The 20,977-nt window shown below is 71.2% G+C and carries 20 protein-coding genes; 7 read left to right on the top strand and 13 right to left on the bottom strand.

From position 1 onward, the window contains the following. Positions 1-2: 2 nt before the first annotated feature. The 10 genes from E1289_RS21480 to E1289_RS21435 form a co-directional block, all read right to left on the bottom strand. Positions 3-1,418, bottom strand: a complete 1,416-nt coding sequence (locus tag E1289_RS21480) for a cytochrome ubiquinol oxidase subunit I (RefSeq protein ID WP_131982891.1) — start codon at positions 1,416-1,418, stop codon at positions 3-5. Between the two features lie 139 nt (positions 1,419-1,557). After that, positions 1,558-2,817 carry an ATP-grasp domain-containing protein gene (locus tag E1289_RS21475; RefSeq protein WP_131982888.1) on the bottom strand — a complete coding sequence of 420 codons (1,260 nt, stop codon included), beginning with the start codon at positions 2,815-2,817 and terminating at the stop codon, positions 1,558-1,560. A 97-nt stretch (positions 2,818-2,914) separates the two neighbouring features. After that, entirely contained in the window at positions 2,915-4,213 is a 1,299-nt protein-coding gene (locus tag E1289_RS21470; RefSeq protein ID WP_131982886.1) for an MFS transporter, read from the bottom strand. Beyond that, positions 4,210-5,490 carry an ATP-grasp domain-containing protein gene (locus E1289_RS21465; protein ID WP_131982884.1) on the bottom strand — a complete coding sequence of 427 codons (1,281 nt, stop codon included), beginning with the start codon at positions 5,488-5,490 and terminating at the stop codon, positions 4,210-4,212. The genes E1289_RS21470 and E1289_RS21465 overlap by 4 nt, the downstream gene beginning before the upstream one ends. Before the next feature lie 58 nt (positions 5,491-5,548). Further along, on the bottom strand, positions 5,549-6,670 hold the full coding sequence (locus E1289_RS21460) for an amidinotransferase (RefSeq protein WP_131982882.1): 1,122 nt from the start codon (positions 6,668-6,670) through the stop codon (positions 5,549-5,551). After that, positions 6,663-8,084 (bottom strand): iron-containing redox enzyme family protein, encoded by a 1,422-nt coding sequence (locus tag E1289_RS21455; RefSeq protein ID WP_131982880.1) that lies wholly within the window; start codon positions 8,082-8,084, stop codon positions 6,663-6,665. The genes E1289_RS21460 and E1289_RS21455 overlap by 8 nt, the downstream gene beginning before the upstream one ends. After that, entirely contained in the window at positions 8,081-9,190 is a 1,110-nt protein-coding gene (locus tag E1289_RS21450; protein ID WP_165970566.1) for a 50S ribosomal protein L11 methyltransferase, read from the bottom strand. The genes E1289_RS21455 and E1289_RS21450 overlap by 4 nt, the downstream gene beginning before the upstream one ends. Before the next feature lie 80 nt (positions 9,191-9,270). Beyond that, positions 9,271-9,717: a Rieske 2Fe-2S domain-containing protein gene (locus E1289_RS21445; protein WP_131982876.1), complete on the bottom strand. Its 447-nt coding sequence runs from the start codon at positions 9,715-9,717 to the stop codon at positions 9,271-9,273. Positions 9,718-9,858: 141 nt separating this feature from the next. Then, entirely contained in the window at positions 9,859-11,238 is a 1,380-nt protein-coding gene (locus tag E1289_RS21440; RefSeq protein ID WP_131982874.1) for an iron-containing redox enzyme family protein, read from the bottom strand. Between the two features lie 612 nt (positions 11,239-11,850). Continuing rightward, positions 11,851-12,846 (bottom strand): helix-turn-helix domain-containing protein, encoded by a 996-nt coding sequence (locus tag E1289_RS21435; protein WP_131982872.1) that lies wholly within the window; start codon positions 12,844-12,846, stop codon positions 11,851-11,853. Between the two features lie 103 nt (positions 12,847-12,949). On the opposite strand from E1289_RS21435, the gene E1289_RS21430 reads away from it, so the two are divergent. Further along, a complete protein-coding gene (locus E1289_RS21430; protein WP_131982870.1) occupies positions 12,950-13,396 on the top strand; it encodes a rhodanese-like domain-containing protein in 447 nt (148 codons plus the stop codon). 211 nt (positions 13,397-13,607) lie between these two features. Next, entirely contained in the window at positions 13,608-15,035 is a 1,428-nt protein-coding gene (locus tag E1289_RS21425; RefSeq protein WP_131982868.1) for a DEAD/DEAH box helicase, read from the top strand. A gap of 166 nt (positions 15,036-15,201) precedes the next feature. On the opposite strand, the gene E1289_RS21420 is transcribed toward E1289_RS21425, so the two are convergent. Next, positions 15,202-16,011: an acyltransferase gene (locus E1289_RS21420; RefSeq protein ID WP_131982866.1), complete on the bottom strand. Its 810-nt coding sequence runs from the start codon at positions 16,009-16,011 to the stop codon at positions 15,202-15,204. 173 nt (positions 16,012-16,184) lie between these two features. Next, positions 16,185-16,691: a hypothetical protein gene (locus tag E1289_RS21415; protein ID WP_131982864.1), complete on the bottom strand. Its 507-nt coding sequence runs from the start codon at positions 16,689-16,691 to the stop codon at positions 16,185-16,187. Between the two features lie 178 nt (positions 16,692-16,869). Between E1289_RS21415 and E1289_RS21410 the strand changes: the two genes are divergently transcribed. Beyond that, positions 16,870-17,394 carry a peptidylprolyl isomerase gene (locus tag E1289_RS21410; protein ID WP_131982862.1) on the top strand — a complete coding sequence of 175 codons (525 nt, stop codon included), beginning with the start codon at positions 16,870-16,872 and terminating at the stop codon, positions 17,392-17,394. Positions 17,395-17,449: 55 nt separating this feature from the next. After that, positions 17,450-18,349 (top strand): rhomboid family intramembrane serine protease, encoded by a 900-nt coding sequence (locus E1289_RS21405; protein ID WP_131982860.1) that lies wholly within the window; start codon positions 17,450-17,452, stop codon positions 18,347-18,349. A 93-nt stretch (positions 18,350-18,442) separates the two neighbouring features. On the opposite strand, the gene E1289_RS21400 is transcribed toward E1289_RS21405, so the two are convergent. Then, a complete protein-coding gene (locus tag E1289_RS21400) occupies positions 18,443-18,700 on the bottom strand; it encodes a cell division protein CrgA (protein WP_229808258.1) in 258 nt (85 codons plus the stop codon). 80 nt (positions 18,701-18,780) lie between these two features. Here E1289_RS21400 and E1289_RS21395 point away from each other — a divergent pair, with 80 nt between their 5' ends. Genes E1289_RS21395 through E1289_RS21385 form a run of 3 tightly spaced genes read left to right on the top strand, consistent with a single transcriptional unit; the run spans position 18,781 to position 20,360 of the window. Continuing rightward, entirely contained in the window at positions 18,781-19,518 is a 738-nt protein-coding gene (locus E1289_RS21395; protein ID WP_131982856.1) for a DUF881 domain-containing protein, read from the top strand. 18 nt (positions 19,519-19,536) lie between these two features. Further along, positions 19,537-20,163 (top strand): class E sortase, encoded by a 627-nt coding sequence (locus E1289_RS21390; RefSeq protein ID WP_243713025.1) that lies wholly within the window; start codon positions 19,537-19,539, stop codon positions 20,161-20,163. A gap of 17 nt (positions 20,164-20,180) precedes the next feature. Beyond that, positions 20,181-20,360, top strand: a complete 180-nt coding sequence (locus tag E1289_RS21385; RefSeq protein WP_131982854.1) for a hypothetical protein — start codon at positions 20,181-20,183, stop codon at positions 20,358-20,360. Positions 20,361-20,977 lie beyond the last annotated feature (617 nt).

Raw genomic sequence — 20,977 nt, 5'->3', positions numbered from 1 at the left:
TCTCAGTAGGCGAACGCGAGCGAGCGCTCGGTGTCGGAGTCGTCGTCATCGCCGGGGTCGGGGGGCAGGACCTCCTCCTCGGTGGGCGGCCCGGCCTTGGCGTACTTGAGCATCAGCCCGGCCTCGATGACCATCAGGACGCCGTACAGCGCGGTCAGGGCGATGACGGAGATGAGCATGGAGCCGGCGCTGACGCTCGGGGAGACGCTCGCCGAGGTCTTCAGCACGCCCCACACCGACCAGGGCTGCCGGCCCATCTCGGTGAAGATCCATCCGGCGGAGTTGGCGATGAACGGGAGCGTCAGCGACAGCACGCCGATCCGGTACACCCACGGGTTCGACGGCAGGCGCCCGCGCCGCAGCAGCCACAGCCCGGCCAGCGAGGCGAGGAGGGTGAGGAACCCGACCCCCGTCATGAGGCGGAAGTTCCAGTAGATGACGGGGACGAACGGCCGGTAGTCGCCGGGCCCGTAGGCGGCCTCGGCCTCCTTCTGGAGGTCGTTCATGCCCTGGACCTCGCCGTCGAAGCTGCCGGTGGACAGGAACGACAGGACGGCCGGCACCTTGATGCCGAAGATCTCCTCGTCGCCGTCCAGCGTGCCGACCGCGAACAGGGAGAGCCCGGCGGGCCGCTCGGTGTCGTAGATCGCCTCGGCGGCGGCCATCTTCATCGGCTGCTGCTCGGTCATGGTCTTGCCGAGGTTGTCGCCGCTGATGACGACGCCGAGCGCGGCGACCGCGGTGACGGCGAGCCCCAGTCGCAGCGACGGGCGGAAGACCTCGATGTTCTTGCGGCGGGCGAGGTGCCACGCGCTGACGCCGACCATGAACATGCCGGCGGTGACGAACGCGGCGGTGATCGTGTGCGGGAAGGCGGCGAGGTGCGTCGAGTTGGTCAGCACGGCCCAGAAGTCGGTGAGGACGGCGCGTCCGGTCTCCTGGTCGATGCTGTAGCCGACCGGGTGCTGCATCCAGGAGTTCGCGGCGAGGATGAAGAACGCCGAGAGCACGGTGCCGATGGCCACCAGCCACATGCACGCCGCGTGCAGGAGCTTGGGCAGCCGGTCCCAGCCGAAGATCCACAGCCCGAGGAAGGTCGACTCGACGAAGAACGCCAGCAGCCCCTCGATGGCGAGCGGGGCGCCGAAGACGTCGCCGACGAACCGGGAGTAGTCACTCCAGTTCATGCCGAACTGGAACTCCTGCACGATCCCGGTGACGATCCCCATCGCGAAGTTGATCAGGAAGAGCTTGCCCCAGAACTTCGTGGCGCGCAGGTAGGCCGTCTTGCCCGTCCGGATCCACGCCGTCTCCAGGCCGGCGACGAGCGCGGACAGCCCGATCGTCAGCGGGACGAACAGGAAGTGGTACACGGTGGTGATTCCGAACTGCCACCGTGCGATGTCGACTGGGTCCATGCTCGCGGCCTCCGGCTACTACTACAAGCTGTAGTACTACGTGCTGTCAGACATACTACAAGCCGTAGTAGTAGCGGAGGCCGTTCGATGCGTCACAGCGCCCCGCACCGCCGGCCCGGCGGTGCGGAACCCCCGCGGGTTAAGAGTCGGCGTCGACCACCAGGTCCTTCTCCATCTTGCGGATGGCCTCCCGGTCGGCGTGGATCTGCGCCGCGTCCTCGTGGGCGAGGATGATGTAGCCCATCGTCATGCTGGCGAACAGGTCGGTGCTGGCGTCCACGTGGTCGCCCGTGCTCACCACGTGCACCGGGGAGTGGTAGCTCGGCAGGTCGCGCGCCTGGTCGTAGATCTCCGCGTTGCGCACGATCCCGGTCGAGTGCGACATCAGGAACACCGCCATGACGTTGCGCCGCAGCGTGTAGCCGGGCGGCAGCTGCGGGCCGAGCCCGCGGCACACGTCCACGATCCGGGTGACCTGGCTCTCCCCCGTGGCGACCTCGGTCACCGCCGGGTTGCCCGCGCCGGCCAGCCGCGCGTTGACCTCCAGCAGCCGCGGCCCGTCCGGGGTCATCATGATCTCGGTGTGCGCCGCCCAGTTGCGCAGGCCCACCGCGTCCAGCGCGGCCAGCCCGTAGTCGATCAGCTCGCCGTAGGCGTCGGTGTCGTAGGGCAGCCACTCCACGCAGTCGTACACCGCGATGCCCTCGCCGTACGGCACCCGCTTGTACTTGATCATGTCGGTGATCGAGTGCCGCCCGTTGTGGCTGACCGTGTCGATGGCGTACTCGGTGCCGGTCATCATCTCCTGGACGAGCACCTCCTCGGCCAGCACGTCCAGCTTGTCGCGGGTGCCGAGCATCGCGGTGAACAGCTCGCGCCAGCCCCGGCCGCCGGGCGCGCGGCTCACCCCGACGGTCCCGGCGCTGGTCGGCGGCTTGACGACGAGGTCCTTGCCGGCGAGCCCCTCGCGCTCGATCCAGGCGGCGACCTCCTCGGGGTCGTTGGTGGAGATCTGCCGCGGGACGGGCAGCCCGGCCTCGGTGAGCGCCTGGTGCATGAGGTACTTGTGGCGCCGGGCGTCCACCAGCTCGGCGACGTTGGAGAACTCGGGCGCGAGCGCGTCCGAGCATTCCTGGGCGAGCCGCAGCGCCGCCTCGACGCCGGGGATGACGGCGATCGGCTTCAGCCCGCCGAGCCGCTCGATGGTGCCGGCCATGTCGCCGTGGTGGTTGATGACCGCGTCATAGGCCCCGGGGTCGTGCGAGGAGTGCAGCGGGGCCAGCGACGGACCCGTGTAGTCCATGACGGCCACCGGGCTGAACCCCGCCTCCCGCAGGGCGGGGGCGACCATCGCCGCCGAGGTGAAGGGCCGCACGATCGCCACGACTGGTCTATCCATGATGTTCACCCTTGCTCCGGTCTTGCATCGTTGGTTGCGCGGTCACCCGCGGGTGGCCCGCTCGCGGCCCGGACCGGGGCGCGAGCGGGCGCGTGCGTCAGTCGCCTCCCTTGGACGTCGTCGCGGGCGTCAGGTCCTCGGGCTCGTCGGGCCCGCCGGGATCGTCCGCCGGCCGGACCCGCGACAGGCCCGCGCCGGCCGCGACGAGCACGGCCGCGACGATCCCGAACGACCCGGTCAGCACCCACACGCCGGAGCCCCAGGAGTGCCAGGCGGCGACGCCGATCATCGGGCCGACGGCGTAGCCGGCCTGCTGCGGGACGGTCGCCGCCGCGATGTACCGGGCGCGCAGCCCCGGCGGCGCGATGATGCCGGGGTAGGCCATCATCGACGGCGCCGCGACCACCTCGCCGAACGTCCACACCACCGTCGCGAGGGCGAGCAGGCCGACCGAGGTGGGCCCGAGGTACATCAGGTAGCCGGCGCCGAGCAGCGCCATGCCGACCGCCATCGGCAGCCCGATCGGCAGCTTCTGCGTCCACTTCGACAGCAGCACCTCGAAGACGATCACCACGAAGCCGTTGATCGCGAGGAGCACGGCGTACAGGCGCTCGGTGTGCCCGATGCTCTGCACGAACAGCGGCAGGGTCGCCGAGACCTGGATGTAGGTGATCGCGGTCAGGAAGAGCCCGACGATGAAGAGCACGAAGCGGCCGTCGGTGAGCACCCTGCGGTACCCGCCCCCGGGGACCGCCTCCGCGCCTCCGTCGGCCGTCCGGGCGGTCTCGGCCGGGGACTCGCCCGGCGAGCCGGACTTCAGCGCCACCAGCGCGAACAGGCCGAACACCAGCGAACCGGCCGCGTCCGCGTAGAACAGCACGTCGAACGACGCGTACACGAGCAGCAGCGCCGCGCCGAGCGGCCCCAGCGTGGACCCGAGGTTGAAGGTCAGCCGCAGGAACGAGAAGACCATGACCTGGCGGTTCATCTGGGTGAGCTCGACCACCCAGGCTTGTGCCGCGGGCCGGTACGCCTGGTTGAACAGGCCGGCGAGCCCGGCGACGAGCACCGCCGTCCACAGGTTCGGGACGTGCACGAGCAGCGCCGTCAGCACCGCCGAGCCGAACATCGACCACACGATGACCAGGCGGTAGCCGATCCGGTCGGCGACCGCGCCGCCGACGGCCGTCCCGGAGATCCGGCCGACCATCAGCGCGGTGAAGGCGATCCCGGCGTCGAAGGCGGAGAAGCCCCGGTGGGTCAGGAACAGCACCAGGAACGCGTTGAGGAAGGCCGCGAGGCTGGTGATGAAGTTGCCGACGACGAGGACGCGAACCGTCCTCGGCATCTCCCGTACGGTGCCGAGGACGGTGGGGTGCTCTCCGGCCGCGCTCACGCCGGTTCCCCGGTTTCAGACGCCCCGGTCTCCGGAGCGCCGGTCTCGACCACGAGGGCGGACCCGGCGGCCTGGAGCGCCTCATGGCATTCCGGCACGGTATCGGCCACCGCGGTCGCGAAGGCGATGCGGCCGAGCACGATCCCCTTCGGCGGCGGTGACACGACCGTGCCGGGGAGGACCATCGGCGACACCTGGTCGACCTCCGCCGGGAGCCGGGCCGGGTCGAAGCCGACCGACGCGATCGTGGTGTCGTCGTGCGCGGGGTAGAAGAAGCGGATGCCCGCGGCCCTGGCGTGCGCCGGCGCGACGTCCGGGGCCAGCCCGCACGCCACCGCCGCCGCGGCGTGGCCGGGGTCGATCCCCGTCGCCAGCCTGCCGAGGTAGGGGATCATGTCGCCGCCGAGCCGCCCGTTCACCTCGATCAGCTTCGGGCCGTCGGCGGTGAGGATGAACTCCGTGTGCGTCCAGCCGTCGCGGAAGCCCAGGGCGGTGTGCGCGCTCTGCAGCGCGTCCAGCAGGACGCCGTCGGACAGCAGGGGGTCGTCGCCCGCGACGACGTGCCCGACCTCCTCCATGTACGGCGGGTAGCCGACGACCTTCCGGCCGACGTACAGCGCGGTGACCTCGCCGTGCCGCACGACGGCGTCGACGCTGATCTCCTCGCCGGTCACGCATTCCTCGACCAGCAGCGGCGTCGGCATGTCCAGCCCGACCGGGTCCGGTGCCTTGGCCGAGAGCGAGAACGTGAAGCGGTCGCGGAGCTCGCCCGCGTCCTTGACCCGCACGACGCCGAGGCTGGCGGCGAGACCGCGCGGTTTCAGGACGACCGGGTAGCCGATGTCCTCGGCCGCGCGGAGCGCCTCGTCCAGCGTCGTCACCGGGGCCGAGCGCGGCTGCGGCACGCCGGCGGCGTCGAGGGCCGCGCGGGTCCGCCCCTTGTCCCGCACCCGCAGGATCGTCTCGGGCCCGCCGCCGGGCAGGCCGAGCGCCTCGGTGACGTGGGCGGTCGGCAGGATCCGCGCCTCGTCCCAGCACAGCACGCCGTCGACCGGCTCGCGCCCGGCCAGCCGCAGGGCCTCTTCGGCCATCGCCGGCCCGTCGATGGTGCTCGGCACCACGGTCCACCCGGTGATGTACTCCTTCTCCCAGGTCGGCTCGGCGACGTGGAAGAGGTGGACCCGGAACCGCTCGCTGATCGACCGCAGCAGGTATTCGCGGTAGACCCGCCAGCCCGTCGCGATCACGAGCAGATGGGGGCGGTCGTGTGTCGCCATCGTTGGTTCTCCCTCGATGGGTGCCCGCCGTCGCGTCGGCGGGCACCCGTATGGCTGGTCAGGACGTGAAGTAGTCCTCGAGCGCGCCGCGCCGGCGGACGTCGAGGGTGGCGCAGTGGAAGCCGCCGCCGAACGTGTTGACCGTGCGGAACGGGACGGGGATGGGGGTGAAGCCCTCCTTCTCCAGCAGGCGCAGCAGCTCGGTCTCCTGCGCCTCCACGAAGATGCGCTCCTGGTCGAGCATCAGGGTGTTCATCGCGATCCAGCGGCTGCAGAAGTACATCGTCTGGTCGGCGGGGATGGCGGGCTCGGGGCAGACCACCGTGTCCCAGTCGGCGAACATCTCCGGCATCTCGGGCACGCGCTCGGGGTTGATCAGCACCCGGCCGGGACGCAGCGGGACGAACGTGGCGTTGAGGTGCATCGGGTGGTCGTCCAGGAACGCGACCTCGTGCACCCGGAACTCGTCGCCGAGCAGCCGCCGCACCCACTCGATGCCGAACCGGTTGGTGACGTGGCTGCGCTGGACGAGGATGTCGCGGCCGAACCGCATGAAGTCGCCCGCGTCCACGATCGGCTCGAACTCGGTGATGACGGACGTCGCGTCCGGGAACGGGTCGTCGATCGACGGCGTCTCGGGCTTGGCCGCCGCGTAGCCGGGGTTGTAGGACGCGTCGGTGAGCTGCGGCTTCGGCGCGGCCACCCAGCGGGCACCGCGCCGGAAGTAGTCCTTGAAGATCGTCCGGAACGGGTGGGTCGCGAAGTAGTACGACCGCCACCCCATCGTCGCCTCGACGATCTGGTCGCCGGCGACCAGCGCGATGTCGCGGGGGAAGGTGTGCGACGAACCGCCGGTGGACGACCAGTCGGCGGTGCCGAACGACCGCGACTGGTCGACCGGGTCGGGCCGCCGCACCGTCACCCCCTCGCCCTCCAGGATCGACACGAATCCTTCCAGTTCCTCGCGGGCCGCCTCGACCTGTTCCCGCGGAAATCCGCCGCCGCCGTTGCGCCGGTAGAAGTCCCACGCCTCCGGCGGCACCGTCGCCTCGACCGCCGGATGCCACGGCGGGACCGCGGCGCCGTCGATGACGCCGACGATCACCTCTTCCAGCGGGTCCCACTCGTTGTACGAGCCGACGACCGGCACGGTGTTCTTGGCCACGGGGTTCTCAGCCATCGTGAGACGTCCTTTCGGCGGTTCGTGCGGTAACGCGCGCCTCGGGCGAGGCGGCCTTCAGCCCGTGCAGCCGGCCCCGCGGCACCAGCAGCACGTCGCCCTTCCCGAGGCGGTGCGGGTTCTCGGTGGCCCACGCGTACACGTCCACCTCGCCGGCGGTGACCTCGATGAGCCGGTCGGTGTCGTGCACGCCGGTGCAGAACGGGTCGCCGGGGCGGAGGGTGCTCGCCACGGCGTCGTCCAGCGCGGCGGACGCCAGCGAGGCGCCCGCCCGGGTGTGCTCGTCGAGGGTGTCGGCCCAGGCGATCTGGGCGCGGAAGTCGGCGTCGCCGAGGCGCAGCAGGAGCTTGGTGTCCTCGATGCCGCGCACCAGCTCGGGGATGACCAGCTCACCGTGGGTGCGGGCCAGCCCGAGCAGAAGGTTCTCGTACGTCATCCGCCCGTGGTGGACGTCGATGTGCGCGTGCTCGTCGCAGTACTTCGCGTCCACCCGGTCGCCGTAGACGGCGCGGAGCATCGCCCCGGTGTCGGCGAACCCCTGGGCGAACAGCCACTCCAGGTAGGTCACCGCGGCCATGTAGCGGAACATCCCGCGGTGGTCCTCGGTGAGCCAGTTGAAGTAGTTCACCCCGACCAGCGAGCTGGTCAGGTAGAAGTTCCAGTACGCGTGCAGGTCGGTGCGCAGCCCGACGCTCGCCAGCATCTCCTTGAAGATCGTGCTGTGCTTGGCGCCGTACACCCCGTAGCCGAACTCGTCATTGAAGATCTTGAAGAGCTCGGACTGCTCGACACCGTAGGACCCGCCCAGGTTGCGCGCCATCGCCGACGCCTCCGTCAGCGCGTCCAGCGCGAGCTGGATCAGGTGCAGCGCCGCTGCCTCCTCCGGGTGCCGGCACTCGGTGATGGCCCGCATCGTGCCGGTCACCGGCGCCGCCGCGTCCACCGCCGGGTTGTTCCCGGACGCGTCGGCGGGCGCCCCCGCCTCGCCGACCTCGGCGAGGAAGTACCGCTGCAGCTCCTCCAGGGTCCGCACCGGCGGGACGGGGACGGCGTCGTCCAGGAACGAGAAGGCGTAGCGCTCCAGGTCCGGCCGGATCCGGTCGCGCAGCCGCCGCACCTCGTCGCCGTAGAACAGGTCGAAGTCGTCCTTGACCGGCGCGAGGCCCTCGGCGGGCAGCAGGATCATGTCGCTCTCGTAGGCGTTGCACAGCGCGCGCCCCGCGACGAGCTGCCCGGAGCCCAGGAACTCCGCCTCGGTGGCCGGGACGGAGAAGTCCCGGTCGCCGGTGCCGGGCGGGCCGATCGGCCGCCGGAACGGGTTGCCCTCGATGAACACCTCCGGTCCCGGCTGGAAGATCCGCTGCGCGCAGTACTCCGCGAAGGCGGTGGACCGTCCCGTCGTGGTGATCGTCATCGCGCCGCCTCCGTGACATCGCCTTCCGGGACATTGTGTTCAGCGCCGGGGGCGCCTTCGGTGCGGACGGTGAAGCGGACGCACTCCCCGTCGTGCGCCGCGTCCAGGACGACCGGCTCGCCGGGCTGCACCAGCACGGGGACGGGCAGGCACTGGATCGCCTGCTTCCAGTGCGAGTCGTGGCCGGGCGCGTTGCCGAGCGTGATCCCGGGAAGCAACTCCATCTCGAACCAGAACGCGATCGCGTGCAGCCGCCCCGCGGCGGTGGGACGGACCCGGAGCTCGGTGCGGCGGGGCGTCGCGTCCGCGGTGCGGAAGTCGAAGTCGAACACGGTCAGCGGGTCCGACAGCGTCCGGTGGTCGTGCCGGTGGAGGCGGGAGTCGAAGTACTCCAGCGTCGACAGCCGGTTGAACGGCGCCAGGTCGAACCCGTAGAGCTTGCCCACGTGGTTCTTGCGGTGCAGCGGCTCGCTCTCCACCAGCTGCGCGATGATCCGGCCCCGCGAGGGCATGATCGTCGCGTCCGGGGTGAGCAGGTGCTCGCGGGCGTGCGCGATCGTGCCGAGGATGCCCTCGCCCAGCAGCCCGCAGTCGACGATCTCGGTGACCAGCAGGTCGGCGCGCCGGGGCAGGTCCTCCGGCACCGTCATCCGGGTGGACATCTTCGGCACGACGCTGACCGCGTCGTCGTACCCGGCCACCCGGACGACCCGGGCGGCCGTCTCGGCCACGGCCTGCTGCCCCTCGCACGCCACGACCTGGCGCGCCCCCGCCCGGGCGGCCATCATCGCCAGCAGCCCCGAGCCGGCGCCGATGTCCAGCACCAGCGCGTCCGGGTTCGCCGCCACCGCCTGCCGGATCGCCCGGTCGTAGAGCTCCGCGCGCTCCTCGTCGTGCAGCATCTCCCAGTGCCAGCGGGGGACGACGCGGCGGACGGCGCGGTTCCGGCCGATCCGCGCCTCCTCGTTGTCGCGATCCAGGCCGAGGATGAGCTCGTACGCCTTGGCGGCGTCCTCGTAGCGGCCCTGGTGGTGCAGGTCGCGGCCCCAGCGCAGGAACTGCGCGAGTTCCAGGTCGTCGGCATGGATCTCCGGAACGGGATCCATCAGGTCTGCTTCTGTCGGTTCCACAACCGTGCCTCCTCGGTTCGAACCAGGTGATGAGCTGTCTGCGGCGCTGCCCGGTGTCATCGGCGCGCGACCTCCCCGGCGCCGACCTCCCCGGCGCCGGTCGCCTCGCGGCCCGCGGAGTCGGCCGCGCAGGGCGCGTCCGGCGGCAGGTTGGCGAGGACCTCCTTGTGGATGACCGAAATCGGTTCGCCGCCTTCGTCGTCGCCGTCCGGGAGGACGACGACGGCCTCGTCGCCGCTGCGCACCATCGGCAGGCTGGTGCGCTTCACGGCCGCGACACCGACCTTGGTGCCGTGCCAGGGGCAGCTCAGGCGCCGCCCGTCCGGGGTGCGGCGGGCCAGGCTCAGCGGCCCGCCGCGGTGCGGGCAGCGGTCGAGGACGAGCAGCGACCGCCCGTCCGTGTGCAGGACGAAGTAGCGGTCGTGGCCGACCAGCACGGTGTTGTGGCGGCTCAGATCCATGACGATGACGCGGGCCATCGGCTCCTCTTGTCGTTCGGGCACGGCCGGATGACGGCGGGCGGCACCGGCATGGCGCGGGCATGCGAAACCGGAGTACGGGGCGGGTGTCCGGTGAGGTGTGCGGCTCACCGGCGACTTGCGGAAGCGGAGGACGCCGTGCCGTCACGACGCCCGGAAGATGGATCAGCCGTCCGGGGTCACGGTATGGAGCAGGTAGCCGCCCTCGGGGGACGTCGACCGCACCCCGTAGAGCCGGCCGGCCGGGATCAGCACCACGTCGCCGCGGGCCAGCCGCTCGGGCGGCCCGGTCGGGGTGGTGATGAGCTCCGCCTCGCCGCGCTCGACCTCCAGGACCATGGAGTCGTCGTGGCTCCGCGTCCCGAACGGGGCGTCCGGGGTCAGGGCGACCCGCCGCGGCGCCGGCCCGAGCCGGACCGTTCCGGCGAGGTCCCGGTGCCGGGGGAGGTCGTCCGACCAGCGGATCTGCGCCGCGGTGTCGTCCTCGAACCAGCCGCCGATGAGCCGGGCCTCGGCGACGCCGCGCATCAGTTCCGGCACGACGCGCGGCCCGTGCCGGGCGGCCAGGGCGAGCAGCACCTCCTCCCTGGTGATGCGCCCGTGGTGCTCGTCGATATGCGCGTGCTCGTCGCAGTAATGCAGGTCGACGGAATCCCCGAAGATCTTGCGGAAGACCTTCACCATCTCCACGAACGCGGGCGCGAAAACCGCTTCCGCATAGGTCACCGCACCCGCATACCGGAAGAACTTCGCGTGATCGCGGGACAGGTAGTAATAGTAGTTGTTCGTGGCCAGCGGGCCGGCGAGGTAGAAGTTCCAGTACGCGTGCACGTGCGTCGCCATCGCGCGGCTGCGCAGCATCTTGGCGAAGATGGTGGTGTGCTTGGCGTCGTAGACCCCGTATCCGAATTCGTCGATGAAGATCTTGAACAGGGCGGATTGCTCGGGTCCGTACGCGCCGGCGAGGTTGCGCGACATCGCGGACGCCTCGGTGAGGCCGTCGAGCGCGAGCTGCACCAGGTACAGGTCGGCGGCGCTCTCCGGGTCGCGCGCCGCGGCGATGGCGGCCAGCGCGGACGATGGACCGTTCTCGGCCTCGGCGACGACATGCTGGAAGTAGGCGTCCAGGACGTCGGGGGTGGCGGCGCCGCTGACGTCCACGGCGTCGTCCAGGCAGGCGAACGCGAAACGTTCCAGCGCGGAGACCGACGATTCCCGGAGTTCCCGCAGCTCAGAGCCGTAGAAGAGGTCGAAGTCCGCGTGCAGGTCGGCGAGCCCCTGTTCCGGGAGCAGCACCGTGTCGGCCTCGTAGAAGGTGCCGAGCAGCCGGTGCGCGCTGAGGGAGCGGTGCGCGGCCCACTCGTCGGCGGCCGGCGGGCGGCCGAAGTCGGCCTCGGCGAGCGCGTCCGGGACCAGCATCCGGCGGTAGGGGTTGGGAGGGTGCAGTACCTGGGCGTCACCTTGGAAGAGCGGGCTGCGGGCGAACGAGATGATCCGCTTCCCCAAAGTCCGGTCGATTTCTTCTTCGGCAGATTGGATTGTCATTTAGTTATACCGTTCACCTGACTACTTCATGGGGGTCGGGTGTAGTTGTGTGCGCCTTCCCGATGGTCACGGGAAAGAACGCAAGAACGGTTTGCGGCTCGTTGGCGGATGGGGCGGACGCTGCGCAGTGGAATAGGACTCTTGCGGAAAGTGAACAAGGAGTCCCCCCACGGGGTGGCACGCTAACAAAGGCCGGTGATCCGATCAACGATCAACTTTGACTTCATTGCGGAGATGATCTGGCAAGTCTTGTGCGCGCCGGTACCGGTCAGGCCGCCGCCGCATTAGGAGTCTCCCTATCCCGGGCGCGGGTGCCGGCGCGGTCCGCATTCCCGGCGGGCGCGCTGACCTCGGGGTCGGGCCGTTTCCGATTCCCCCGGGGGGTCTGGTCGCGCCCGCCGGGGGCGGCGGGACGAACCACGTCCGAAACCCGGCGAACGCACCGCAAAACGTAAAACGGGGGATGCCTCCGGTTAAATGACCGTATTCGTCTGCTTGTGGACAAGCCCCGCGGTCCGGGCCCGCCGCGGCGCCGCGGCTTCGACGGGGTGATCACCGTGATCGCCCGCGAGGCCGACCGCCGGGCCCCGTCCCCGTCCGGTGGCGCCCTTCTCAGAAGGAAGGGCTCGGGTGGCTCGGAGCCAGGAAGGAGCGGCGGTAGGCGGACGGTGAGGTCTTCATCGCCCGCGTGAAATGGTGCCGGAACGTCGCCGGGCTCTCGAAGCCGACCGCCGCGCCGACCTCCTCGACCGGTGTGCCGCCCTCCTCGAGCAGCGGCAGCGCGGCCATGATCCGCTGGGTGATCACCCAGCGCAGCGGGCTCGTCCCCGTCTGCCGCTGGAAGTGCCGGAGGAACGTGCGCGGCGCCAGGCGCGCCTCCCGGGCCATGCGCGCGACCGTGATCGGCTCGGCGAGGTGCGCGAGCGTCCACGCCATGGCGCGGGCGATCGCGTCGTCCTCCGCGGGCGGGGTCACGGCGGCCTCCACGAACTGCGCCTGCCCGCCCTCCCGGTGCGGCGGGACGACCAGCCGCCGCGCCACCGCGTTCGCGACCCGGGCGCCGTGGTCCTTGCGGACGAGGTGCAGGCACAGGTCGAGCCCGGCCGCGCTCCCGGCGCCGGTGAGGACGTCGTCACCGTCCACGTACAGGACGTCCGGGGTCACCCGGACCTTCGGGAAGCGGCGTTGCAGCAGGTCCGCGAACCGCCAGTGCGTGGTGGCCTCGCGTCCGTCGAGCAGGCCCGCCGCCGCGAGCGCGAAGGCGCCCGAGCAGATCGACACGACGCGCGCACCGCGCGAGTGCGCCGCCCGCAGCGCCGCGACGACCTCGGGTGCGGGGTCGCCCCGGACGTCGGGGACGGAGACGACCAGCACCGTGTCCGCGGACGCGAACGCGTCGAGGCCGTGCTCGGCCGTCATCGTGAAACCGCCGACCGCGCGCATCGGGCCGCGCTCCAGAGAGCAGACCAGCAGGTCGTACCAGGGGACGTCCACCTCCGGCCGGGGCAGCCCGAAGACCTCCACGACCAGGCCGAGCTCGAACGGCGCCATCCCGTCGAACGCGAGCACCGACACCGTGTGCCGGCGTACCGGGGGAGTGACGAGCATGGCGAGATCTTAGCGCGGGTCGGCATTCATGCCACTGTCCGGCCGGTCGCCGCGACCGCAGGATTAAGACGCCCGCAGGAGATCCCGAGGCAGAGGAGCGCCGATGAACGACTTCCACCCCGCCGCGTCCAGCGCGGAGGCCGTCCGCCATTTCGCCGCCCGCCTGTCGTTCGAGACCGACGTGTCGGACGTGGCCGCCCACATGGGCACCGGCGCCATCGTCGTCGTCGACACGCGCGGCACCGAAAGCTGGGACCAGGGTCACATCCCGGGTGCCGTCCACCTGCCGACCGCCGACATCGCCGGCCATGCCGCGACGCGCGTGCCCGGGGGCACGACCGTCGTCGTCCACTGCTGGGGCCCCGGCTGCAACGGTGCGACGAAGGCCGCTCTGGAGTTCGCCAAGCTCGGCTTTCCGGTGAAGGAGATGATCGGGGGCTTCGAGTACTGGGCCCGCGAGGGATTCCCGGTCGAGACCGGCGAAGGGGTCGTCCGGCGCTCCCCCGACCCGCTCACCGCCCCGGTGACCGCCGTCTCCTGTGACTGCTGACACGCCCGGAAACGGCTGACGCCGAATGTTCCAGCGGGGACAGGGCATAAGGAGTCCGTCCGGCGACGTTAGACTCTAGGTATCAATCTTCGGCGCACCATGGCGCCAGGCTCGTCCTTGTAGCCCACTCACTCGCGTGGTGCCTCCCGAGACGTGCCCCCCTCTCGGAAGGTAATGCGTGACCACAGCTGCCGCTGCACAGGACCCGACCATGCCCGCCACCGCGGACGAGGAGCGGGTTCCCTCCTTCACCGAGCTCGGCATGCCGCCGGTGCTGGTGACCGCCCTGACCCGTCAGGGCATCGACGCCCCGTTCCCGATCCAGGCCGCCGCGATCCCCGACGTCATGGCGGGGCGCGACGTCCTCGGGCGCGGCAAGACGGGCTCCGGCAAGACCCTCGCGTTCGGGCTGCCGCTCCTCGCCCGCCTGTCCGGCCGCAAGGCCGCGCCGAAGCGCCCGCTGGCGCTCATCCTCGTGCCGACCCGCGAGCTGGCCCAGCAGGTGCAGACCAACCTGGAGCCGCTCGGCCGCGGCCTCGGCCTCCGGTTCAAGACCGTCATCGGCCAGACCTCGATGTTCAAGCAGATCGACGCGCTGCGCCGCGGCGTCGAGATCCTCGTCGCCACCCCCGGCCGCCTCAAGGACCTGATGCGGCAGGGCGCCTGCGACCTGTCCGACATCGAGATCGCCGTGCTGGACGAGGCCGACCACATGGCCGACATGGGCTTCCTGCCCGACGTCACCGACATCCTCGACGCCGCCAAGCGCGACGGGCAGCGGCTGCTGTTCTCCGCCACCCTCGACAAGGACGTCGACGTCCTGGTCAAGCGCTACCTCAACGCCCCGGTGACGCACGCCATCGGCCCGGTCGACGAGTCCGTCGACACGATGGAGCACCACCTGCTGCTGGTCGCGCCCAAGGAGAAGGCCGCCGTCACCGCCGAGATCGCCAACCGCGAGGGCCGGACGATCCTGTTCGCCCGCACCAAGCACGGCGTCGACCGGCTCGCCAAGCAGCTCGTCCAGGCCGGCGTCCGCGCGGCGGGCCTGCACGGCGGCAAGAGCCAGGGGCTGCGCACCCGCACGCTCGCCGAGTTCCGCGAGGGCTCGATCAGCGTGCTGGTCGCCACCGACGTCGCCGCCCGCGGCATCCACGTGGACGACGTGTCCCTCGTCATGCACGTCGACCCGCCCGCGGACAGCAAGGACTACATGCACCGCGCGGGCCGCACCGCCCGCGCCGGCGAGAGCGGCACGGTCGTCACGCTCGTGCTGCCGCACCAGGTGCGCGCCACGTCCGCGATGACGCGCCGCGCCGGCATCAACGCGCCCCGCACCCGGGTCACCACCGGCGACACGGAGCTGGTCAAGCTGACCGGCGCCCGCCCGCCGTCCGGCATCCCGATCGAGGGCCCGATCATCCCCGAGCGTGCGCCGCGCCGCGAGGGCGGCGGCGGCCGGGGCCGCCAGGGCGGTGGCCGCCGCGGCGGCCGCGGCTTCGGCGGCGGCCGTCCCCGTGGCGACGGCGAGCACCGCGCGTCCTACTCCGGCGGCGAGCGCCGCGGTGGCGGCCCGCGCACCGGCGGCGGCTCCCACGGCAGCCGCCGGGGCACCGCCCGCCCGGCCCGCTACAACTGACCCGCAACACCCCGGAGCCCCGCCCGAACCGGCGGGGCTCCGCCCATGTCCGGCTCCGTGTCCCCGTGCGGCGGACACTTCGGCGTCCTCGGTCGGGCGATGGTGCCGCCGGTCGCGGTGAGTCGCGACGTACTCGCCGCGCTCCCGTCCTGGCGGGCGGCGGGGGTCAGCCGGCCTCTTCGCGCAGGACGGTCTCGTCGCGGGCGTCGTTCTCCTCGCGGAGCTTGTCCTGCAGGACCTGGAGCCCTTCGAGGCCGTCCACGGAGAGCGCGGCCAGCTCGTCCAGGGACATGAGGGGGTCGCTGCGCAGCGGGGGCTGCCAGCCGTTCTCCTTGTCGTGGCTGCGGAGGATCTTGGCGGGGACGCCGCCGATCACCGCGTGGTCGGGGAACTCGCCGCGGACGACCGCGCCGCCCGCCACGGCCACGTTCCGGCCGAGCCGGGTGCCGGGGAGGATGATCGCGCCGGTCCCGATCCAGCAGCCGTCCCCGATCACGACGGGGTTGTTCTCCGGCCACTGCCGCCCGATGGGCGTGTGCAGGTCGCCGTAGGTGTGGTTCTGGTCGGTGATGTAGACGTTGGGGCCGGTGAAGACGTCGTCCCCGATGTCGATGGACTGGTGGCCGACGATGTGGGTGCCGCGGCCGAGCGAGCAGCTCGCGCCGATGCGGACGACGACGTCGGGGCCCAGGTCGAGGCCCGGGACGAAACCCGCCGAGATCGTCACGTGCGTGCCGACCAGCGTGTGGTCCCCGATCGAGATCCACGGCTCGCCGTAGATGGCCCCGACGGGGAAGCCGATGCAGGCGCCCTCGCCCAGGTACGCGAACTTGCGGCGGCCCGGCGTGTGCGGGGTGATCTCGCCGTGCCGCTGCACCCACGCCCAGGCGTGATGCACGGCCGTGTGCACGCCCTGGCGCGCCCGGTTCCTGGCCCGGGCCGCCAGCACCTGCGGGATCGAGCGCTTCGGCGACATGGCGTTCACCGTACCGGTTGGTAGCAACCGTGTGACAGAAGGGACGCGAGAGTCTAGCCATTGCCGCGCACCCGAAAATCCCGGCCGCGCACGGCGGATATCCCCGGCCGCGCACGGCGAAGGGCCCGGCCGTTACGGCCGGGCCCTCCTACCGGAAACGCGTACTCCCCGCGCTAGTGCGGAGAATGCACCTGACCGTCGACATCGGCGCCGGTGACCGTCATGGAGTCCGCCGACGTGGCGTCCCCCGCGTGCTCACCGGAACCCTTGGTCAGGTCGCGGATGGTGCCGCGCCTTGTGGCGACCACACCGGCCACGCCGATGGCGGTGACGGCCCCCATCACCGCCATGAGGGCGCCGCGGCCGGGCTTGGCCCTTGGGGGCGGTTCCACCCGGTGGGCGGTATCACTCAAGAACGTGCTGACCCGCGGTGCGAGCCCGGTCTCCACGTACCGGGCCGCCTGCCGGAGCTTCGGTGCGCTCCAGCCGCGGACGGCCATCACCCGCTCGTCCGCGGCGGGTTTGATCCGCTCCGCCGCGGACGAGGCACCCTGCCGGAACTTCCCGGCGCCTTGCCGGTACATGCCGGTGCCCTGGCGGGCGGCCTGGCGGGCGGTCTCCTGCACGCGGTCGAACCGCGTGAGAACCTCCTCCTGCGGCTTCCGGCGGATACTGATCATTAGGGACACGCTAACCTCCCTGTTTGCGAGGTCCTGTCGTTCAGCCTTCCCGAAGTCAGGGGGGTAAACCCCGGATGAGCAACCGTGCGAACACGCAGGGTGACTCCAGGGTGCGACCGGAGACCCCATGCACAGACGTACAGACGTACAGACCGACTCCCAATGAGAGGTGGCCAGCGTGGCCAACGAGATCTTCGCGACGCTCAACACGTCGCTCGGCAAGATCGTGATCCAGCTGTACCCGGAGCATGCTCCCGAGACGGTGGCGAACTTCGTCGACCTCGCGGAGGGCAACCGGACCTGGCACGACCCGCGGACCGGCCAGAAGTCCGACGCGCCGCTCTACAACGGCACGATCTTCCACCGCGTCATCAGCCAGTTCATGATCCAGGGAGGTGACCCGCTGGGCACCGGCACCGGCGGGCCGGGCTACGAGTTCAAGGACGAGTTCCACCCCGACCTGAAGTTCGACCGGCCCTACCTGCTGGCCATGGCCAACGCCGGGCCCGGCACCAACGGCTCCCAGTTCTTCATCACGCTCAGCGTCGGGCACACCCAGCACCTGACCGGCCGGCACACCATCTTCGGCAAGGTGATCGAGGGCACCGACGTCGTCGACCGGATCGCCCAGGTCCCGACCGCCCGGGGCGACCGCCCGCGGGAGGACGTCGTCATCCAGTCGGTGACGATCGAGCGCCGTTAGACGTTTCATACGGTGAGACCCTCGAAGGTGTGAGACCGGTCCCCACGGAGCCCAGATGAGCACAGACCACAGTCCCGCCCCCGAGACCTCGGTGCCGACCTGCTACCGGCATCCGGGCCGGGAGACGTACGTGCGCTGCACGCGGTGCGACCGCTTCATCTGCCCCGAGTGCATGCGGGACGCGGCGGTGGGACATCAGTGCGTCGAATGCGTCGCCGAGGGCAACCGGAGCATCCGCAAGGCGGTGCCGCGGACGCCGATCGGCGCGCGGGGCTCCACGTCCGCGGTGCCCGTCGTCTCCTACACGCTCATCGCCGCCTGCGTGCTGGCCTACCTGGCCGAGCTCGCGTCGTGGCGCGTCGTGTGGGAGTTCATGATGCTCGGCCGCGGGCTGCTGCCCGACGGCGACGTCGGCGGGGTCGCCGAGGGCGAGTGGTACCGGCTGTTCACCACGATGTTCCTGCACCAGCGCGGGGGCACGTTCGGCATCACCCACATCCTGTTCAACATGTGGGCGCTGTACGCGATCGGCCCCGCGCTGGAGCAGGTCCTCGGCCGGTGGCGGTTCCTCGCCCTCTACGTGCTGTCGGGGCTGGGCGGCTCGGTGCTGCTGTACATGGTGGGCGCCCCGTCGGCGTCGGCGGTCGGCGCGTCCGGCGCGATCTTCGGCCTGTTCGGCGCGTTCTTCGTGGTCGGCCGGAAGTTCGGCGGGCCGGTGGGGCCGATCGTGGTGCTGCTGGTCATCAACCTGGTGATCACGTTCTCGGTGCCGGGGATCTCCTGGGAGGGCCACGTCGGCGGCCTCGTGGTCGGCGCCGTGCTGGCGGCCGCCTACGCGTACGCGCCGGCCGCGCAGCGGCGCCTGCTGCACATCGGGGCGCCGCTGCTCACCTTCGCGTTGCTCACCGCTCTCGTGGTCGTCCGAACGGCGGAGCTCAGCCCGTCCGCCGGGTAGCCGCGAAGGCGCGGGCGCCCCGCAGGGGGCGTCCGCGCCTGTGGATAACCTGGGGACAACCGGGGACCTGGCGGCCCCACCTGTGGATAACCCTCAGCGCCACTTGGTGGACAGGATCACGCCGAGGATGATCGCCGTGAAGCCGATGCCGAGGTTCCAGTTGTGCAGGTCGGTCATGTACGGCACCTCGGTGCCGGTGCTCGCCGTCACGTAGAAGACGGCGATCCAGGCCAGGCCGACCAGCCAGAGCGCGACCATCGTCGGCACCAGCCAGCGCGGGCTGACCTCGGGGGCCTTGGACTTCTGCGGGGGCGTGTAAACGGCCTTCTTACGCGTCTTGGACTTGGCCACGGTGGGTCGATCTCCTCGGGCGTCCGGCGGCCGGAGCGCCGGACCGCGCATGGGTGCTTTGTCGGTTAGCGTAGTCGCTGGTGAGCAGAGTACGGCGTCCAGCGTGGGGAAGCATCATCCCGGTTCTCACGCTCCTCGCGGGAACGCTGTTCGCGGCGAGCGCGAGCACGGCCCGCGGCACGAGCCTGCGCGAGCAGGGCCGCACCGAGATCACCGAGCTCATCGCCGCGGAGCAGCGCCGGAGCCGCCAGGAGCGCGCCGAGTACCGGCGCCTCCGCCATGACATCGACCGTATCTCGCGTGCGGCCGGACGTCACGACGCAAGGGTGAAAGAAGCCCGCGCCGAAGCCGACCGGCTCGCCGTCCGCGCCGGTTTCACCCCGGTCGGCGGCCCCGCCCTCCGCGTCTCGCTGGACGACGCGCCGCTGCCGAAGTCCGGCGCGCTGCCCCGCGACGTCCGGCCGGACGACCTCGTCGTCCACGAGAGCGACGTCCAGGCCGTCGTGAACGCCCTGTGGGCCGGCGGCGCGAAGGCGATGCAGATCATGGACCAGCGGGTGATCTCGACGAGCGCCGTCCGCTGCGTGGGCAATACGCTGATCCTCCAGGGCGTCGTGTACTCCCCGCCGTTCCGGATCACCGCCGTCGGCGACCCGGACCGGCTCCGCGCGGCGCTCGCCACGTCCCCCGAGATCGCCGTCTACCGCAGGTACGTCCGCGCGTACGGGCTCGGCTACTCGGTGCGGACCGTGCGGAAGGCCACGCTGCCGCCCTACACCGGCAACGTGACGATGAAGCACGCTTCGGTGCCGGACTGAGAAGGAGGGTGCACCCCGGTGCGGACGCTGATCCGTGGCATGGGCGAACTGACCATCACCGCCGGCCTGGTCTTCATGCTCTTCGTCACCTACGGGCTGTGGGGCACCGGCCGGTACACCCAGGACCAGCAGGACCGCCTCGGCGACGAGATGCTGAGCACGTGGCGGGCCGACCGGGTCACCACCGAGCGGGTGAAGCTGGGCAAGGGCCTTGCGATGATCCGCATCCCCCGCTTCGGCGCGGACTGGAAGTTCGTCGTGATCGAGGGCGTCGACCGCGACGACCTCCGCAAGGGCCCCGGTCACTACCCGGGGACCGCGCTGCCCGGCGAGGTCGGCAACTTCGTGGTCTCCGGGCACCGGACGACCTACTCCGCCCCCTTCAACCGGCTCGGCGAACTCGACCGCGGCGACGAGATCCTGATCGACACCCGGGAGAAGCAGTACGTCTACAAGGTCACCGACCGCAAGATCGTGAAACCGGCCGCGACGGAGGTCACCGCCCCCGTCCCCGGCCACCCCAGGCGCAAGCCCACCGAACGCCTCATCACCCTCACCACCTGCCACCCGAAGTTCTCCGCCGCCAAACGGATGATCATCTTCGGCGAGCTGGCGTCGGCGGTGCCCCGCGTGAAGCAGACATAGCCCCCTAGGAGACCCCCGTGTACGCCTGGATCTGGCGCCACCTGCCGGGCACCCGGCAGACCAAGACCGCCACGGCACTGGGCATCGTCATCGCCGTGGCCGCCATCCTCTGGTACCTGGTCTTCCCCTGGCTGGAACCCAAGGTCCAGTTCGACGACGGCGTAGTGGACACCCCCACCCCCACCGCAACCCCCTGACCGCACCGCGCCCGGCACACGCCCCGTGCGCCCTGGCCGCCACCGGGCGCCGAAAAATTCAGTTGAAATCCGTAACGTCCGACACCGTCGCGACGAAGACATGATGAGGGTTTCCGCCATTGCCCCCGAGTGGCGGAAACCCTCTCTGCTTGTTTGCAGTGCCCTCGGCGGTCAGGCGCTAGAGCGCCTTCCCTTCAACGGGCACTGCGTGCGATCGCTGCATCGCTCCGGCTCGCCCAGGGGCTCGCTGCGCGATCAGGTACCTCGCAGGCTCGGAACCTGCCTTCGGACGCGATCGCAAACGTTGGGGTCGTTGCGTGGTCGGTGTGATGGCTGGGGTCTGCGTGCCCCATTGCGGTGCCTCTCGGCGGTCAGGCGCTGGAGCGCCTTCCTCGGCGAGTACTGGGTGCGGGTGCTGCATCGGGCCGGCTCGCCTGTCTTCGGGCGCGATCGCGACGGGTTCCAGTGGCCGGTGTCGCTGGGCTCGGTGTTGGCTTTGTCGGTCCTGGCGCGTCTCCCTTCGGCGTTGGGAGGGCCGAAGGGAGACGCGCGGGGCTGAGCTATCCGTCGCCGCCTGGGAAGCCTGGGAGGCCGGGGGTCGGGGAGCCGTCCGGGGG

The sequence above is a fragment of the Actinomadura sp. 6K520 genome (assembly GCF_004349245.1).
Taxonomy (GTDB): Bacteria; Actinomycetota; Actinomycetes; order Streptosporangiales; family Streptosporangiaceae; genus Spirillospora.
Note: the sequence above shows the minus strand (reverse complement) of the source record. Positions and strands in the feature narration are given on the sequence as shown.

Coding starts and splice junctions, on each gene's coding strand:
- E1289_RS21480 (WP_131982891.1), bottom strand. CDS start 1,418: ATGGACCCAGTCGACATCGCACGGTGGCAGTTCGGAATCACCACCGTG.
- E1289_RS21475 (WP_131982888.1), bottom strand. CDS start 2,817: ATGGATAGACCAGTCGTGGCGATCGTGCGGCCCTTCACCTCGGCGGCG.
- E1289_RS21465 (WP_131982884.1), bottom strand. CDS start 5,490: ATGGCGACACACGACCGCCCCCATCTGCTCGTGATCGCGACGGGCTGG.
- E1289_RS21460 (WP_131982882.1), bottom strand. CDS start 6,670: ATGGCTGAGAACCCCGTGGCCAAGAACACCGTGCCGGTCGTCGGCTCG.
- E1289_RS21455 (WP_131982880.1), bottom strand. CDS start 8,084: ATGACGATCACCACGACGGGACGGTCCACCGCCTTCGCGGAGTACTGC.
- E1289_RS21450 (WP_165970566.1), bottom strand. CDS start 9,190: ATGGATCCCGTTCCGGAGATCCATGCCGACGACCTGGAACTCGCGCAG.
- E1289_RS21440 (WP_131982874.1), bottom strand. CDS start 11,238: ATGACAATCCAATCTGCCGAAGAAGAAATCGACCGGACTTTGGGGAAG.
- E1289_RS21435 (WP_131982872.1), bottom strand. CDS start 12,846: ATGCTCGTCACTCCCCCGGTACGCCGGCACACGGTGTCGGTGCTCGCG.
- E1289_RS21430 (WP_131982870.1), top strand. CDS start 12,950: ATGAACGACTTCCACCCCGCCGCGTCCAGCGCGGAGGCCGTCCGCCAT.
- E1289_RS21425 (WP_131982868.1), top strand. CDS start 13,608: ATGCCCGCCACCGCGGACGAGGAGCGGGTTCCCTCCTTCACCGAGCTC.
- E1289_RS21420 (WP_131982866.1), bottom strand. CDS start 16,011: ATGTCGCCGAAGCGCTCGATCCCGCAGGTGCTGGCGGCCCGGGCCAGG.
- E1289_RS21415 (WP_131982864.1), bottom strand. CDS start 16,691: ATGATCAGTATCCGCCGGAAGCCGCAGGAGGAGGTTCTCACGCGGTTC.
- E1289_RS21405 (WP_131982860.1), top strand. CDS start 17,450: ATGAGCACAGACCACAGTCCCGCCCCCGAGACCTCGGTGCCGACCTGC.